Below are 15168 nucleotides of genomic sequence, written 5' to 3'. Positions count from 1 at the left end.
TTTCAATACTCGCAAATGGGTACAATTCTCAGATGCCAGAAACTATAGCAAGCACTTCTGTTGTCCATTTGCGTGTCCACTCCGAATTTTCGGTGGTGGATGGCACTGTCCGTATCCCCGACCTGATCACTCGAGTCGGCTCTTTTAATCAGCCAGCCGTCGCGCTGACCGATCTGACAAACATTTTCGGGCTCATCAAATTCTATAAAGCGGCCCGAGGGGCGGGGATAAAACCGCTTGCTGGCTGCGATATGTGGGTAACGAATGACCAAGATCGCGAAAAACCCACTCGTATTCTACTTCTGGTTGCGAGTAACAAGGGATATTTAAAGCTTTGCGAGCTTTTGACGCAAGCGTGGCTGACTAATGCCTATCGTGGCAGAGGCGAGATTCGCCGTGAGTGGCTCAACGATTGCAGTGGTTTGATCGCTCTCTCGGGCGCCGCTTCAGGTGATATCGGGCAAGCCCTGTTAAACGGGCAGGGCGACTTGGCTCGTGAGCTGGCAAAAGAGTGGTCAATCCGGTTTCCCAAGGCCTTCTACATCGAATTACAGCGTCGCGACTCAGATATTGACGAGGCCTATGTGCAGGCGGCACTTGGTTTAGCCAGCGATATGGGTCTACCCGTTGTTGCCACGCATCCTGTTCAGTTCTTGTCGAAAGAAGAGTTTCGAGCTCACGAGGCCCGCGTTTGTATTGCGGAAGGCCAGATTCTGACCGATCCGCGCCGCCCCAAGTTGTTCACAGAAGATCAGTACCTGTTGTCATCCGAAGAGATGATTGAACGCTTCGCTGACATTCCCTCTGCGCTGGCCAACACAGTGGCTATTGCAAAGCGCTGCAACCTGACCCTAGAGCTTGGTCGCCCGCGCTTACCTGATTTTCCGACACCCGATGGTGTGTCACTCGATGACTACCTGTTCCAGTTATCAGAGGCTGGTCTGGCTAAGCGTATGCTGCAGCTCTATCCAGACCCGCTAGAGCGCGAGAAACAGTACCCAACCTATGCTGATCGTCTCACGTTAGAGTGCAAGACGATCGTACAAATGGGCTTCCCTGGTTACTTTCTGATTGTTCAGGATTTTATTAACTGGGGTAAAAATAATGGCGTACCCGTAGGCCCTGGCCGTGGCTCTGGTGCAGGCTCATTAGTCGCTTACTCTCTCGGTATTACTGATCTCGACCCTATTCGGTATGACTTGCTGTTCGAGCGATTTTTGAATCCTGAACGGGTCTCCATGCCGGATTTCGATATTGATTTTTGCCAAGATAACCGAGAGCGGGTTATCGACTATGTCAAAGAGAAATATGGTCGGGCAGCCGTCAGTCAGATTGCAACGTTTGGCACGTTAGGCGCTAAGGCCGTAGTCAGAGATGCTGGTCGAGTGCTGGATATGCCCTATATGCTGTGCGACGGGTTATCCAAACTGATTCAACAAAACCCGGCTGATCCCTGGACACTAGATCGGGCTCTAAACGAAGAGCCACAATTTCGCGAGCGTTACGAAACCGAAGAAGAAGTCAAAGCGCTTGTTGATCTTGCCAGGCCACTCGAAGGGCTTACCCGTAACGTCAGTATGCACGCTGGTGGTGTCTTGATAGCGCCCGGCAAACTAACCGATTTTTGTCCCTTGTATTGTCAGCCTGGGCATGAGGACAGCGCTTTTTCCCAATTCGATAAAGACGATGTTGAAGCCGTTGGTTTGGTTAAGTTCGACTTTCTAGGCCTGAGAAATCTGACCATTCTTGATTGGGCTGTTCGGTTCGTTCGAAAATTTAATCCCGAGCTGCGAGACTTCGACATTATGTCCTTGTCGCTTGATGATCCAGCCAGCTACAAGCTTCTGTGTGACGCGAACACCACGGCGGTGTTTCAGCTTGAGTCACGCGGGATGAAAGAGCTGTTAAAAAAGCTCAAGCCGAACACCTTTGAAGATATCGTGGCCGTCCTTGCGTTGTTTCGTCCAGGCCCACTTGAATCCGGCATGGTTGATGATTTCGTTAACCGCAAACATGGTCGGGCCACCGTTGATTACTTTCATCAAGATCTTGAGCAGACGCTAAAAAGCACTTATGGCGTGATCGTCTATCAAGAGCAAGTGATGCTCATTTCTCAGATTATCGGTGGTTATTCGCTCGGCGGTGCTGATTTGTTGCGTCGTGCCATGGGTAAGAAAAAGCCCGAAGAGATGGCTGCTCATCGCGAGTTATTCGAGCAAGGTGCAGCGAAAAAAGGTTACGACACGCAGATGGCTGTGCGGTTATTTGACCTGATGGAGCTCTTTGCTGGCTATGGTTTCAACAAATCTCACTCAGCCGCCTATGCCTTAATTGCCTATCAGACGGCTTGGTTAAAAGCGCATCACCCCGCTGAGTTCTTTGCAGCGACCTTGTCGTCCGACATGGACGATACCGGCAAGGTGCAAATTTTCTGGCGAGATTGCTTGCTCAATAAAGTTGAGGTGCTCGCACCCGATATCAACGAGTCAGGTTACCGTTTTGAACCTGTCTTCGACACTTACACTGTTCAAGGCCTGCCTCCCCGTACCATTCGCTTTGGGCTGGGCGCGGTCAAAGGGTCGGGACAATCAGCGATCGAAGCGATTATCGTTGCAAGGCAGTCTGGGCCTTTCATCTCATTATTTGATTTTTGCAGGCGCATTAACAGACAGGCTGTCAACCGCCGCTGTATCGAGGCCATGATTCGCGCTGGGGCTTTTGACTCAATTGAGTCAAACCGAGCCGCTTTGATTGAATCGCTTTCAACTGCACTTGACGCTGCTGACCAAGCAGAGCGAAGCGCCAACCAGGTCTCTCTTTTTGGTGACGACAGTGGTGACGTCGTTGCGATGGAGCTCTCGCGTACCCCAGCCTGGGATTTAAAAACCAAGCTCAGCGAAGAGAAACTGGCCTTGGGCTTTTTCTTTAGCGGTCATTTGTTTGATATCTGGAAGGACGAAGTCCGTACCCTTGTACCTCGTTCAATTTCCCGGTTGGAACCGTCGCGCGATAAACAATGGGTAGCCGGCGTGATCTCAACGATACAAACTCGGATAACCAAGACGGGTAAAAAAATGTTGAACATCACACTCGATGACGGCAACGCTCAACAAGAAATTACCATCTACTCAGAGCTGTTCGAAGAACACAAACATCGCTTGAAAGAAGATCAGCTTCTCATCGCCCAGGTAAAAGTCAGTCAGGATGAGGAGGGCAAGCTTCGTATCGGTGTAGACAGTATTTATGATTTGCAGTTGGCTCGCGAAGCGCGTGCAAGGGTGCTAAGAATTCGTCTAAACGGCAACGCGGATGCGACGAAGCTGAAATCACTGCTCGACCCGCATCGTGCAACTCAGGGTAACGCTGGTACGGGCACGCCCGTTGAAATCGTCTACGAGACCAGCCAAGCCTTGTGTACGCTTCGCCTGGGAGAATCCTGGAGAGTGCGTTTGCCAGATTCATTGGTTGAGCAACTGACGACGTGGACCTCACCTAAGGACGTGCAGGTAACTTATTGATGCAAGCAAAAAGAACCTTAAGAATTATCCATTCAGAAGCGGCAACTAGTTTTGGTGGTCAAGAGCATCGCATCTTCAAAGAAATGGTCGCCATGCGAGACCGTGGTCATTATCTTGAGGCAATCTGTCAACCAGATGCCGAACTGACTCAGAAATTAAGGGACGCTGGTTTCATCGTCCATACTCTGTACATGGATGGGTTGATCAACATTATCAAGGGTATTTTTCAAATCAGGCGCATCTTGCGTACGGGTAATTTTGATGTGCTCAATACACATAGCCGACAAGATACCCTGATCGCAGCGGCAGCTGGTCGCTTGGCGAAAATCCCGTTAATCGTTCGCACCCGGCACTTAGCCAGCAAAATTGGGTCACTCTTGACCTATACCTGGTTGCCACATCGGATTTCAACTGTCAGTGAGTATGTTCGCCAGCAAGTAATCGCTCGAGGCATAGCGAGCGAATTGGTGGAGACCATCTATACCGGTGTCGTGCTGGCCCCACCAGTTGAAAAATCCAGTTTGAGACGTGAACTCGGCTTGTCGGCAAAAGACACCGTCGTCGGTTGCGTCGCGGTCATGCGTCCGAACAAAGGCCACCACTATTTATTGGATGCGATCGAGCCCATTTTGCAGTCGCAAAAAAATGTACATCTGGTCTTAGTGGGTGGCGGATCGCCTTTAATGGAAGCGCTTCAAGAACGCGTGAAAGCGGCAGGCTTGGCAGCTCAAGTTCATTTTATGGGTACCCGCAAAGATGTGCCAAACTTGCTCGCTGGCTTTGATTTCTTTGCGCTTGCTACGCAATTAGAGGCCTTAGGTACCGTATTTGTAGAGGCTGCTTCGAGCGGACTTGCCGTGATTGGCACCGACGTAGGCGGTGTCAGAGAAATGATGATCCCCGGTGTGACCGGCTTGCTCGTACCACCTCAAGATACCGACGCACTCCGACTGGCGATACAGACCTTGGTCGATCATCCAGATGTCAGGCTTCGCATGGGCCAAATCGGGGCTGAGCGAATTTGGAAAGATGGGATATTTACCACTGAGCGTCTCGGTCAGCGTACCGAAGAGGTTTACCTCAAGTGGTTACAAGACCTTGGTTTTATCAAATTCGAGGATCAAATCCTCTCATGAGCCAAGCCTCTTGCGTGCCGGTTTTGATGTATCACCATGTCTCTCCCAGCGCAGGCATGATTACCACATCGCCGGCCAATTTCGAAAAACAGATACGAGGATTGGCTCGCGCGGGATACCACAGTCTCACGGGCGATGAGTTTGCTGGATTTTTGCAAGGCAACGCTGTCCCGAAAAGGTCCATTCTCATTACCTTTGATGATGGCTATCTTGATAATTATGTCTACGCTCATCCCATTCTAAAAAAATACGGCATGCATGCGGTGTTATTTATCATCACAGGTTTAATTGGCGAGGGTGCAGCGCGTGCCCACCAGGGAAGCTCAGCGGAGCTTCCTTCCACGCCAGCACACAAAGAAGCAAAAGCCTTGATGTTCTCTGATCTTAAAGACAAAGTCATGCTGCGCTGGAGCGAAATCGAACTTATGCAGCGAGAAGGAAGTTTCGAGTTTCATAGCCACACACACACACATGAGCGGTGGGATTTGATTCAATCCGATGCGATCAGCAAGAACACAAAGATGACCGCCGATTTGGCTGATTCACGTCGGGTTCTCAAAGAGAAACTAGGTGGGGTTTCCGATCATCTGTGCTGGCCACAAGGTTACTTTGACGAGGACTACATCCAGTTAGCAAGGGATGCTGGTTTTAAATATCTGTACACCACGGATGCCTATGGTCAAAATATAGCGGGACATGACCCGGCGCATATTTACCGTTTCGCTGTGCGCAACAGAGGCTTTCTTTGGCTTGCACAACGAACCTGGTTGGCGGCACACCCTTACTGGGGACCTCTCTACAATCAATGGAAGCTATGGAAGCGAGCACGCCGCAAAAAAGCCTAGGTCTGTCGGTGATCATTATCACCAAGAACGAGGCGCGCCATATCGAAGCTTGCCTGACAGCCGTCTCGTTTGCAGATGAGATCATTGTGCTGGACTCGGGCAGTACCGATGGCACGACGCAAATCGCTGAACGTCTTGGTGCAAAGGTTCACACAGTCGCTGATTGGCCAGGCTTCGGGCCACAAAAAAATAGAGCGCTCGATCTAGCTACTCAATTATGGGTCCTATCCATCGATGCTGACGAGCGGGTCACCGAAGCATTGCAGAGCGAGATTAAAGCTATTTTGTCGGCACCTGAATTTTCGGCTTATCAAGTGCCGCGATTATCCGAATTTTGTGGGCAAGCGATCCGTCATAGCGGCTGGTGGCCCGATCATGTTTTGCGTCTTTTTAAACGCGACACAGCTCGGTTCTCAGAGGTAAAAGTGCATGAGCGTGTCGTGACTAACAATGCAGTGGGGACGTTAAAAAACCACCTGTTGCATTTCCCCTATCCTGATCTTGACTCCTTAATCGTCAAGATCAATCGCTATTCAAGTGATGCAGCCACGATGATGGCCAGCAGGGGCAAACAAACAAGCGTCTTGAGCGCGCTGGGCCATTCGTTCTGGACATTCATTCGAATCTATTTTTTGAGGCGTGGTTTTTTGGATGGTCGCTACGGGCTCGTCTTAGCTGTGACCGCGGCATCAGGCAGTTTTTATCGATACGCCAAGTTGATGCTGATCAATGACAGAGAAAAGCGTTGAAAATCCTCTACACCAACTTCCATCCTAGAAATGGGGGAGGACACGTCACCTACATCATGAATTTGATGCGAGGCTTGAGCGAGTCCCACGAGATCACACTGGCAACACCAGGCTCCAGTCGTCTGTATCGCTATGCAGCTGAGATCTCAGGCGTTAAGCGAGTTGATATGTTTTTTCCGGGGCGAGTAACCGAACTTTCAGCGCCTTGCAAAGTCTTGAGACGGTTAATTAAAGAACAAGGCTTTGATGTCATCCACGTCAACGGTTCAAGCGATCACAAGTTGGTCATGTTGGCGACCATGGGCCTTTCATCAAAGCCTCGTGTCATCCTCACTAAGCACAATGACCACAAGATCAATAGTGTCGGTAATTGGATCCGCTCGATTCTCGCGACGCACGCCACGATTGGGGTGAGTCAGTTTGTTTCGGATATTTTGCTCAGGTCGCCATACCGTAGGCATCCCGTCAAGACTGTTCGTCATGGCATCGATACCGCTTATTTCGCACCCGCAAGCGAGAGTGATTACGCATCCTTTCGCGCACAGCATCTCACGCCCGAGGCCGAACATCAAATCGTTTTAGGTAGCTCAGGCGGAACTGACGATGACAAAGGCTGGCTGGATCTTGCCGGTGCGCTAGCCCTGTTGAGTCCTGCAATGCGCAAGCGTTTTCACGTGATCGTCATTGGGGATCCGCCTTCTGTTGATCAAATAGCCCGTCTCGAGATTATTGGCGTTGAGAAGCACTTCAGCTTTCCCGGTTTGGTCGATGATGTCCGTCCCTGGCTGGCTGCGTGCGACCTGGGGTTTGTATTGTCTTATCGAGAAGCGCTATCTTTCGCTTGTCGCGAGTTAATGTCACAGGGACTTCCGGTTATCGTTACCCGAGTGGGCGGTTTGCCCGAGAACTTAACAGATCGTGAAGAAGGCTGGATTGTGCCGGTTCGAGACTCGAGTGCGATTGCCGAGATTCTTAGCGGCCTTGCATCCGACAGTACCTTGTTAAAAACCATGGGGCAACGTGCAAGAATTAAAGCGCTAGAAGACTTCAACCTGAATAGATTTGTGACTGAAACCTTAGCGGTTTACAACACCTGACCTAAATAGCATGCGCCGACCCATTCCCGTCCTGATGTATCACCAGATTGCTCAACCAGCGCCCAGAGGCACTAATTTTCGCAGTCTGACAGTTCATCCCGCTAGCTTTGCCAGGCAGATGACGTGGATGTCGCGACTGGGTTATCAGGGACTCAGCATGCAAGACCTGTTGCCCTATCTGTCTGGCGAGCGCCACGGGAAAGTATTCGGCATTACGTTTGACGATGGCTATCGCAATGTATTGATTAATGCCTTGCCTGTTTTAACAAAGTTAGGCTTCACCTCAACGAATTATTTTGTCGCGAACCAGTTCGGTGGCTCCAATAGCTGGGATCAGGCGAAAAATGTCCCCTCAGCCGATCTCATGACCGCTGACGAAGTTCGTACGTGGGCTCAGAGCGGGCAAGAAGTGGGATCGCACACGCTTGACCATGTTCACCTGACTGAGATTTCAGACAAACAGGCTCTTTATCAAATAACCGAATCCAAACGAGTACTCGAACAAACGATTAATCAGACAGTCACTGCGTTTTGCTATCCCTACGGCGACTATCGGTCAGAGCATGCAAGCATGGCGTGTGCTGCTGGTTACACCAACGCGACGACGACCGAGCGTGGCTTGGCGCACACGGAAGATGATCGCTTTGCACTCCGGCGAGTGGGAATCTGGCGGCAAACTCACCTCATCCGATTCTTTCAGAAATGCCTGACCCAACACGAGGACAGACGCGGTGGCTAAGCCTTTGCGAATCGCTTTTCTGGTTGATCGCTTTGGCAGACGTTATGGTGGGGCAGAGGCTTATAGCGTTGATCTGGTCGCACACTTACTCACACGAGATCATGACGTCACCGTGATTGCGCACGAGTTCGATCATCAGTTGCCGATCAGGGAAGTCAGGATTCTCGGGCCGCGCTGGTGGCCAAGTTGGCTCAGGGTCTGGCACTTCGCTATGCGCGCCAAGCAGCTGACTGCACAGGGTTTTGATATCGTGCATTCGAACATGGATGGCCCAGCAGGGCAGATACAAGTCATGCACGTTAGCCCCGTGCGGTTTCGGCGTTTGAGAGGCCGTAGCAAATGGGCACAAGTGCTTCAATGGCTTAGTCCACGCAATGCCGTCTATTTCTGGCTGGAAGCGTCTCGCATGGTGCGGCAAGTTGGTCGTCAAATCGTTGCAGTGGCTCCCGTGATCAAAGTACAGCTATTGCAAGCCTACGGTCAGGATTTGAATGTTACGGTAATACCCCCTGGTGTTGATCAAGTGCCGGTCAATCACGCTGCGCGCGACAAAACAAGAGCTGACCTGGGTATCGACGTTGGGGATATCGTTTGTTTACTAGTTGCCCTTAACCCTATTCGCAAAGGGCTGTTGACCTTGTTACAAGCGGTAAACGACTTACCAGCACATTATAAAATTCTGGTGGTCGGCGCAGAGATCGAGTTGCAAGATAGTCTTCGTCGCCATGCGCTGGCACTTGGCGGACGATTGCTCTTTGTCCGCCCGACAGCCGTCGTTTCGCCTTACTATTTCGCCGCAGATCTTTACGTACACCCAACCTTGGGCGACAGTTTTGCCATGGCACCACTTGAGGCGATGGCTCACGGGTTGCCGGTAGTGCTCAGTGATGCCCGTTATTGCGGTTTTGCACAATACGTCACGCACGGCTTCGACGCTTGGGTACTTGAGCAACCAGACAAACCCGATGAAATTAGTCGTGCGATCAGGGAACTGATGACTTCACCGTCAGTCAGACTGGGACTCATTCATAACAGTGCTCAGCTAGTTGATAGGCTATCGTGGGATAAGGTCACAGATCAGTATGAAACGCTCTACAACCAAGCGTTAAATCCAGCCGCGCAACCAATACCCCAATAAACCGAAGTACTCTTTGATGATGCTGCGACTGGCTTCCAAGCTTCGAGTGTGTGGCAGCCAGGGGTTGAACCGCATATTGCTTGGGATCACAATCTGTGGCGCGACATTGCTCGGTATGGCCTCGATCCCGAGTTTTTTAAACGTTGCAATCGCTCTTGGCATATGCAGGGCTGAGGTGACGACAGCGACACTGGTCCAATGCTTCTGTTGAAGAATTTTCTGACTAAACAGCGCATTTTCGTAGGTGTTGCGGCTGTCGTTTTCTAAAACAATCACCGCTTCAGGTACCCCTTTTTGTCTTAAGGCGCGCGCCATGCCGTGCGCTTCGCTAATGGGGCCTTCGAGTGAGCCACCCGACACGATGATGTGTGGTGCCTTCTTTTCAAAATAGAGCTCCGCCGCACGATCAATTCGATCGACTGCGGTCAGCCGACTATAGGGTTCGAACCAGTTGGAGCGGTTGCTTTGCGTGTTGCCACCTAACACGACAATCGCATCTGTCAGCTGAGCTTTGTCAGCAGCGAGATAGCGATAGTTATTCTCGAGTCGGCCACCAAAATAAATAGCGCTAATCGGCAAAGACCAGATCAGTACCCATAATAATCCTATCGCTGCGAGTGTCAGTGCACTGCTTTTTTTTTGGATTAAGGCCAGAACCACCGCGGCCGCAAGTAAAAGCAAGCAGAGGTTGGGCGGATACAGTAGCAAAGAGGGGATTTGTATTGTGGTTAACAAATTCAGGAGACTAGCGTGTTGAGGGTAACTTTTGCACAGTCAATCACGTCGGTGGTCGATGGCCATTGACCCGTTTGTCCAAGATTAATACTAGTCGGCGTCCATGGTCGAGTGCGCGCCGGGTTCGTGACACCAAAAATGGTGATTTGTGTTGCATTGACCGCTGCGGCGATATGAGCGACCCCCGAGTCATTGCAAATGACCAAAGCCGCCAACTGGGCCAAGGCTGCGAAACCTCCCAAGTCCATCGGCGGAAGCAGCAGGGCACTTGGCGCCGCGAGCCGGGCGGCATCCCGTTCAGCGGGTGGTGGGCACATGGCAACTGTATAACCTGCTTGTTGTAACGCTCGCGTCAGTGCGTCAAAGTGAGACCAAACCTTGATCTGACCATGGTGCAAACCAGTCGCAGTGGGTGCGATCAAGATAAATTTTTTAGGTAACAACTGATGAGCTGACAAAACAGTCGAAGCGCAAGATGTATGCAGACCGGTCAGGCGGAGCGAAATTTGCGCGGGTAACTCAAATGGCCCAGGGTCAAGGCCCCAGATCCTCAGCGCGTCACGGGCCAATGCAAACCAGTACTGTGTTGCATGTTGTGAGGTGGTGGGTTTTGTGACAGGATGAGTGAGTAACAAGCTACGACCATCATCTCTATATCCAACGCTTCGCAAACCGGCTGCTTTGAAAACAAGGGCACTTGATAACGAGTCTGGTAGAAGCAAAGCACGCTTGTAGCCTGGATTCTGGCTAAGCCACGATCGCAAGGATTTGATGTCGTTCAGTAATTTTCCCTCGACCTTGCAGAAGCCTTGGTTCGAAAAACCTGAGAGAAATGGCTGAGCCCAACTCCGTGCGCAGATGGCATAAGGGATCCGTGCTGCTTCAAACAGGTCGAGCACCGGCAGACTCATGCAAACGTCCCCAACCCAGTTCGGGAGACGAATCAGCACAGGGGACTGTGTGTCAGCGCTGGCCGATGTCTTGGCCGTCGAGGAGGTCATTGAATTGTGCACGGCGTAAGGATACGACAAAGCAGCAGTTAACCCAAATTAATTGATGAAGATACCTTTGGTCTACGAGTAAAATCCCCAACATTCTTCCATCTTGTCATCCGGATTTTATTATCTTGTCCATCCCCCAGTCGTCCAGTAAACCCCTAGCGCCACCCACACATAAAGATTTGTGGCGTCGTATCTACAGCAGGGTCGGTTCCAACTGGAAAGGTCTCGCGCTCGCTGCCGTTTTTATGGCAATCGGGCCGTATACCCAGTACCTGTTGGTGACAGGGATGCAAAGCCTGCTCGACCAGGGGGCGGCAGAACGTGCGGATATCTGGAAAGTGCCTTTGGCAATCGTAGGCCTGATTTCCCTGCGTGGCGTGTGCAATTTCTTCAGTGATTACCTATTGTCATGGTCCGCGAATAATGTGTTGCTGGGTATGCGCCGGGACATGTTCGAAAAGCTTTTGACGACGCCTGACCACGAGTTTAAAAAAGGGGACTCAGGACGATTGCTCAATCGATTCACAGTAGACGCCGGTAACGTCGCTGGCTTTGCTACGGACGTATTGACCACTATTGTGCGTGAGTCTTGCCTCGTGGTGTATATGATTTCATTGATGCTGCAGACGTCCTGGCAACTTACGCTCATCATCATTTTGACGATGCCGGTCTCAGTCTTGATATCAAAGCAATTCACCAGACGTTTGCGAAAAATTAACCGTGAAACCATTTCAATGAATGCAGAATTGACTCGCACGGTGAACGAGGCGATTGACGGTCAGCGAGTGATTAAATTATTTGATGGCTATCGGTACGAGCGGGAGCGTTTTTCTTATGTGAGTGGGCGCCTGCGCCGTTTTGATATGCGTGCTGCAACGGCCGATGCTGCCTTGACTCCCATTACACAAGTTATCACTGCGATTGCAGTTGCCACAGTGATCGCGTTTGCCTTGTGGCAGTTTCAACACGGTGGGCTGACGATAGGCAGTTTCACTGCCTTCTTGTTCGCCCTTGGGCAGATATTTGATCCTATCAAGAGATTAACGAAGGTATCCAGCGCGACCCAAAAAATGTTGGTGTCCGCTGAAAGTATTTTTACCTTAATTGATCAACCCTCTGAATTTGAAGCCGGGCAGGGTGATTTCACAGCACCAGTGAAAGGTCGCATCGAGTTCAAAGATCTGTCACATCGTTTTCCAGACGCTGAGTCTAATACGCTTAATCAGGTGAATATATCTGTTGAGCCTGGTCAAACGGTGGCACTCGTCGGTCGCTCGGGGAGCGGCAAGACAACACTCGTCAACATGCTCCCCCGCTTTGTTTTGCCTCTTTCAGGCCTGGTCACAATTGATGGCCATGATATTTCTCACCTCAGTCTAAATAACTTGCGCAGACAGCTATCGCTGGTCAGCCAGGATGTTGTGTTGTTTGACGATACGATTGCAGTCAATGTGGGTTACGGATCGTTGCATGAAGCGTCTGAGGCAGAGATCCGCGCAGCACTGAAAGCCGCTAATTTGCTTGATTTTGTCGATAATCTGCCGCAGGGAATCAATACCCAGGTAGGTGAAAACGCAACTCGTCTCTCGGGTGGTCAGCGTCAACGCTTGGCCATTGCAAGAGCGTTAATAAAAAATGCACCGATCCTTATTCTGGATGAAGCGACCTCAGCTTTGGACAATGAATCAGAACGTCAGGTGCAAGCGTCTCTTGAAACGCTCATGAAGGGAAGAACAACCGTAGTGATCGCGCACCGGCTCTCCACCGTTCAAAATGCCGACAAAATCGTCGTGATGGACGGTGGGCGCGTTCTTGAACAAGGCACCCATAAAGAGCTACTTGCCCGGGGCGGTGCGTACTGCAATCTGCATCAAATGGGATTGAACTAGAACCTTTAGCTGATCGCGTTGCCCTTTGCGTTGTAGCCGGTGACTGTCTTTGGTTGTTGTAATAAATCAACCGTGTGATTGGCTGCTGCGCTGAGATAAACGCTCGCTGAAGGCGAGCCAGCAGCCTGTGCTGCCGGTATCGTTGCTTTCTGAACCTGCGATTGGTTCGCCGCCATCGGATCGGGTACGTTGGGAATATTCTTTGTCTGTAAATTAGAAAACTGCTGCGGGTTGGGGTAAAAATCAACTTTCATGTCGCACTCCGTCTCATTTAGTCATGCCATTGCCTATGCGGCACACGCTGCATTTGACCAACTGAGTAACAGGAGATAAATCCCTTATTTATGGGATATCGACTGTGCTTGTTGTTTTTTCACCTTCGGTTGACGCTTTTTCAATTTCAAGTCAAGACAATGTCATATTGCTCCTGTGAATAACCGGTTGCAACTTCGAGTGAGATGCGCTTTCCAATAAAGTCGCCCAGCATCGCAAGGTGCTGACTTTCTTCTTCCAGAAACAAGTCCACCACACCTTGCGAGGCAAAGATCCGGAACTCTTTAGGATTGAATTGTCGAGCTTCCCGAAGAATTTCACGCAAGATCTCATAGCAAATTGTTTGGTTGGTTCTTACACTGCCTCGGCTCTGGCACGTGGGGCATGGCTCGCAGAGTTGGTGTGCAAGAGAGTCTCTCGTGCGTTTACGAGTCATTTCGACCAAACCGAGTTGTGTGAACCCATTGACCGTAACTCTGGTTCTATCGTGCGATAGCGCCTTGTTCAGCTCGGCCAGCACCGAGTCGCGATGGCCCGCATCTTCCATGTCAATGAAATCGATAATCACAATCCCGCCTAAATTACGCAGCCTCAACTGCCTGGCAATCGCATGGGTTGCCTCGAGATTGGTCTTGAATATCGTGTCATCAAAGTTTCGACCCCCCACATATCCGCCCGTATTGACGTCGACTGTGGTCAGCGCCTCGGTCTGATCGATGATGAGATAGCCGCCAGATTTGAGATCGACACGACGCAACATGGCCCGCTGGATTTCATCTTCAATGTTCGCCGTATCAAACAGAGGCCTCTCTGCACTGTAGTGAATCAGACGTTCAGTTACCGAGGGGGTATAAATATTCGCCCACGTGATCAGTTCGGTAAGCGTGCTCCGAGAATCAACCAAAATCTGATTGGTTTCGGGTCTCACCATGTCACGCATGACTCGCTGCGCCAGGGTTAACTCTTGGTGCAGAACGGAAGGGGCAGGCAGTGTTTTTGCCTTGGTTTGCACGAGCTTCCAGAGCGTTGTCAGGTAATCGATATCGGCACGAAGCTCTTGATCGGTTGCGCCTTCGGCTTGTGTACGAACAATGTACCCACCTTTCTCGCCCTCGGTGATCAGAGCAGTTACGCGATCTCTGAGTGATTGCCTCTCACTCTCAGAATCAATTTTCTGAGAGACGCCGATGTGAGGATCGTGAGGAAGGTGCACGAGCATCCGCCCTGCAATGCTGATCTGAGTCGAAAGACGAGCCCCTTTTGTTCCCAGTGGATCTTTAATCACTTGCACAAGCAAGCTCTGACCCTCAAAGATGAGCTTCTCAATCGGGGTTGGCGCGGTGGAAGCAGCGCGTTCGCTTCGATTCTCTCGCAGTTCAGCAATATGGATGAAGGCAGCTCTCTCAAGGCCGATGTCGACGAATGCGCTTTGCATCCCTGGTAATACCCGAACCACTTTACCCAGATAGATGTTGCCAACCTGCCCGCGTTGCATGCTTCGCTCTAACTGAACTTCTTGTAGCGCACCCTGAGATACAAGCGCTACACGGGTCTCAAAGGGGGTCACGTTTATCAGAATGTCTTCAATCATGGTTGTCTTCTTTGCTTACTGTTTATCGCAGTCGTAATCATGCTATATTAGCGGGCTTGGCAGTTGAAACGAAGTGTCTGACTTGTAATGAGTCAAGCAGCGTTTTGTACATAGCAGGTGCAGGATTTAGTGCCATATTGCAGTGATCAAGACAAAAATAGTTTGATTGCAACAATTTGACACGGTAAAAAAAATCCTTCATAATCTCGCTTCTGTTCAGTTGAGAAGTAAATGCGAAAGCAAAAACGACTCGATAAGCAAGCAAGCAGTACCGAATACCTTGTTCTTTAAAAACTAGACAACCGATAAGTGTGGGCGCTTGGAATGAGTGCGCAGGCGCGAGAGCCGTAACAGGTTCTTGGGCTGCTTAACGAAATCAAGTGCTCACAAAGAAGTTTGGAAGTAAAGCTGTTCAGGTTTGTGATGAACCTGGATAGACAAACAACCTCACTTCCTT

12 protein-coding genes are annotated in these 15168 nt (G+C 50.6%); 8 read left to right on the top strand and 4 right to left on the bottom strand.

The window, feature by feature from the left end:
- Nucleotides 1-32: 32 nt before the first annotated feature.
- From dnaE to BCM14_RS10715, 7 genes are read left to right on the top strand one after another with little or no spacing between them, the layout of a single operon-like run.
- Nucleotides 33-3518, top strand: a complete 3486-nt coding sequence (gene dnaE, locus BCM14_RS10745; protein WP_106228040.1) for a DNA polymerase III subunit alpha — start codon at nucleotides 33-35, stop codon at nucleotides 3516-3518.
- Nucleotides 3518-4654, top strand: a complete 1137-nt coding sequence (locus tag BCM14_RS10740) for a glycosyltransferase family 4 protein (RefSeq protein ID WP_106228039.1) — start codon at nucleotides 3518-3520, stop codon at nucleotides 4652-4654. Before dnaE ends, BCM14_RS10740 begins: the two co-directional genes overlap by 1 nt.
- The gene (locus BCM14_RS10735; RefSeq protein ID WP_106228038.1) at nucleotides 4651-5499 is read left to right on the top strand and encodes a polysaccharide deacetylase family protein; all 849 of its coding nucleotides are present in this window, start codon (nucleotides 4651-4653) and stop codon (nucleotides 5497-5499) included. The genes BCM14_RS10740 and BCM14_RS10735 overlap by 4 nt, the downstream gene beginning before the upstream one ends.
- Nucleotides 5460-6248 (top strand): glycosyltransferase family 2 protein, encoded by a 789-nt coding sequence (locus BCM14_RS10730; protein WP_259673559.1) that lies wholly within the window; start codon nucleotides 5460-5462, stop codon nucleotides 6246-6248. The genes BCM14_RS10735 and BCM14_RS10730 overlap by 40 nt, the downstream gene beginning before the upstream one ends.
- Nucleotides 6245-7345 carry a glycosyltransferase gene (locus BCM14_RS10725; protein WP_106228036.1) on the top strand — a complete coding sequence of 367 codons (1101 nt, stop codon included), beginning with the start codon at nucleotides 6245-6247 and terminating at the stop codon, nucleotides 7343-7345. Before BCM14_RS10730 ends, BCM14_RS10725 begins: the two co-directional genes overlap by 4 nt.
- Nucleotides 7346-7355: 10 nt before the next feature.
- The gene (locus tag BCM14_RS10720) at nucleotides 7356-8084 is read left to right on the top strand and encodes a polysaccharide deacetylase family protein (RefSeq protein WP_259673558.1); all 729 of its coding nucleotides are present in this window, start codon (nucleotides 7356-7358) and stop codon (nucleotides 8082-8084) included.
- On the top strand, nucleotides 8077-9222 hold the full coding sequence (locus BCM14_RS10715) for a glycosyltransferase family 4 protein (protein ID WP_106228035.1): 1146 nt from the start codon (nucleotides 8077-8079) through the stop codon (nucleotides 9220-9222). The genes BCM14_RS10720 and BCM14_RS10715 overlap by 8 nt, the downstream gene beginning before the upstream one ends.
- On the opposite strand, the gene BCM14_RS10710 is transcribed toward BCM14_RS10715, so the two are convergent.
- Both BCM14_RS10710 and BCM14_RS10705 read right to left on the bottom strand, forming a co-directional pair.
- Nucleotides 9190-9957: a YdcF family protein gene (locus tag BCM14_RS10710; RefSeq protein ID WP_259673557.1), complete on the bottom strand. Its 768-nt coding sequence runs from the start codon at nucleotides 9955-9957 to the stop codon at nucleotides 9190-9192. The genes BCM14_RS10715 and BCM14_RS10710 overlap by 33 nt on opposite strands.
- A gap of 2 nt (nucleotides 9958-9959) precedes the next feature.
- Entirely contained in the window at nucleotides 9960-10958 is a 999-nt protein-coding gene (locus tag BCM14_RS10705) for a glycosyltransferase family 9 protein (protein WP_106228033.1), read from the bottom strand.
- Nucleotides 10959-11083: 125 nt separating this feature from the next.
- On the opposite strand from BCM14_RS10705, the gene msbA reads away from it, so the two are divergent.
- Nucleotides 11084-12847 carry a lipid A export permease/ATP-binding protein MsbA gene (msbA, locus tag BCM14_RS10700; RefSeq protein ID WP_106228032.1) on the top strand — a complete coding sequence of 588 codons (1764 nt, stop codon included), beginning with the start codon at nucleotides 11084-11086 and terminating at the stop codon, nucleotides 12845-12847.
- A gap of 5 nt (nucleotides 12848-12852) precedes the next feature.
- Here the strand turns inward: msbA and BCM14_RS10695 are convergent, their stop codons facing one another.
- Together BCM14_RS10695 and rng are read right to left on the bottom strand one after the other, a co-directional pair.
- A complete protein-coding gene (locus BCM14_RS10695) occupies nucleotides 12853-13101 on the bottom strand; it encodes a hypothetical protein (RefSeq protein WP_106228031.1) in 249 nt (82 codons plus the stop codon).
- Nucleotides 13102-13247: 146 nt separating this feature from the next.
- A complete protein-coding gene (gene rng, locus BCM14_RS10690) occupies nucleotides 13248-14711 on the bottom strand; it encodes a ribonuclease G (RefSeq protein WP_106228030.1) in 1464 nt (487 codons plus the stop codon).
- Nucleotides 14712-15168 lie beyond the last annotated feature (457 nt).

This window comes from Jezberella montanilacus (genome assembly GCF_003003055.1).
Lineage (GTDB): Bacteria > Pseudomonadota > Gammaproteobacteria > Burkholderiales > Burkholderiaceae_B > Zwartia > Zwartia montanilacus.
This window is presented reverse-complemented; position numbering and strand designations above follow the sequence as displayed.

Coding starts and splice junctions, on each gene's coding strand:
- BCM14_RS10730 (WP_259673559.1), top strand. CDS start 5,460: ATGGAAGCTATGGAAGCGAGCACGCCGCAAAAAAGCCTAGGTCTGTCG.
- rng (WP_106228030.1), bottom strand. CDS start 14,711: ATGATTGAAGACATTCTGATAAACGTGACCCCCTTTGAGACCCGTGTA.
- dnaE (WP_106228040.1), top strand. CDS start 33: ATGCCAGAAACTATAGCAAGCACTTCTGTTGTCCATTTGCGTGTCCAC.
- BCM14_RS10695 (WP_106228031.1), bottom strand. CDS start 13,101: ATGAAAGTTGATTTTTACCCCAACCCGCAGCAGTTTTCTAATTTACAG.
- BCM14_RS10720 (WP_259673558.1), top strand. CDS start 7,356: ATGCGCCGACCCATTCCCGTCCTGATGTATCACCAGATTGCTCAACCA.
- BCM14_RS10735 (WP_106228038.1), top strand. CDS start 4,651: ATGAGCCAAGCCTCTTGCGTGCCGGTTTTGATGTATCACCATGTCTCT.
- BCM14_RS10705 (WP_106228033.1), bottom strand. CDS start 10,958: ATGACCTCCTCGACGGCCAAGACATCGGCCAGCGCTGACACACAGTCC.
- BCM14_RS10740 (WP_106228039.1), top strand. CDS start 3,518: ATGCAAGCAAAAAGAACCTTAAGAATTATCCATTCAGAAGCGGCAACT.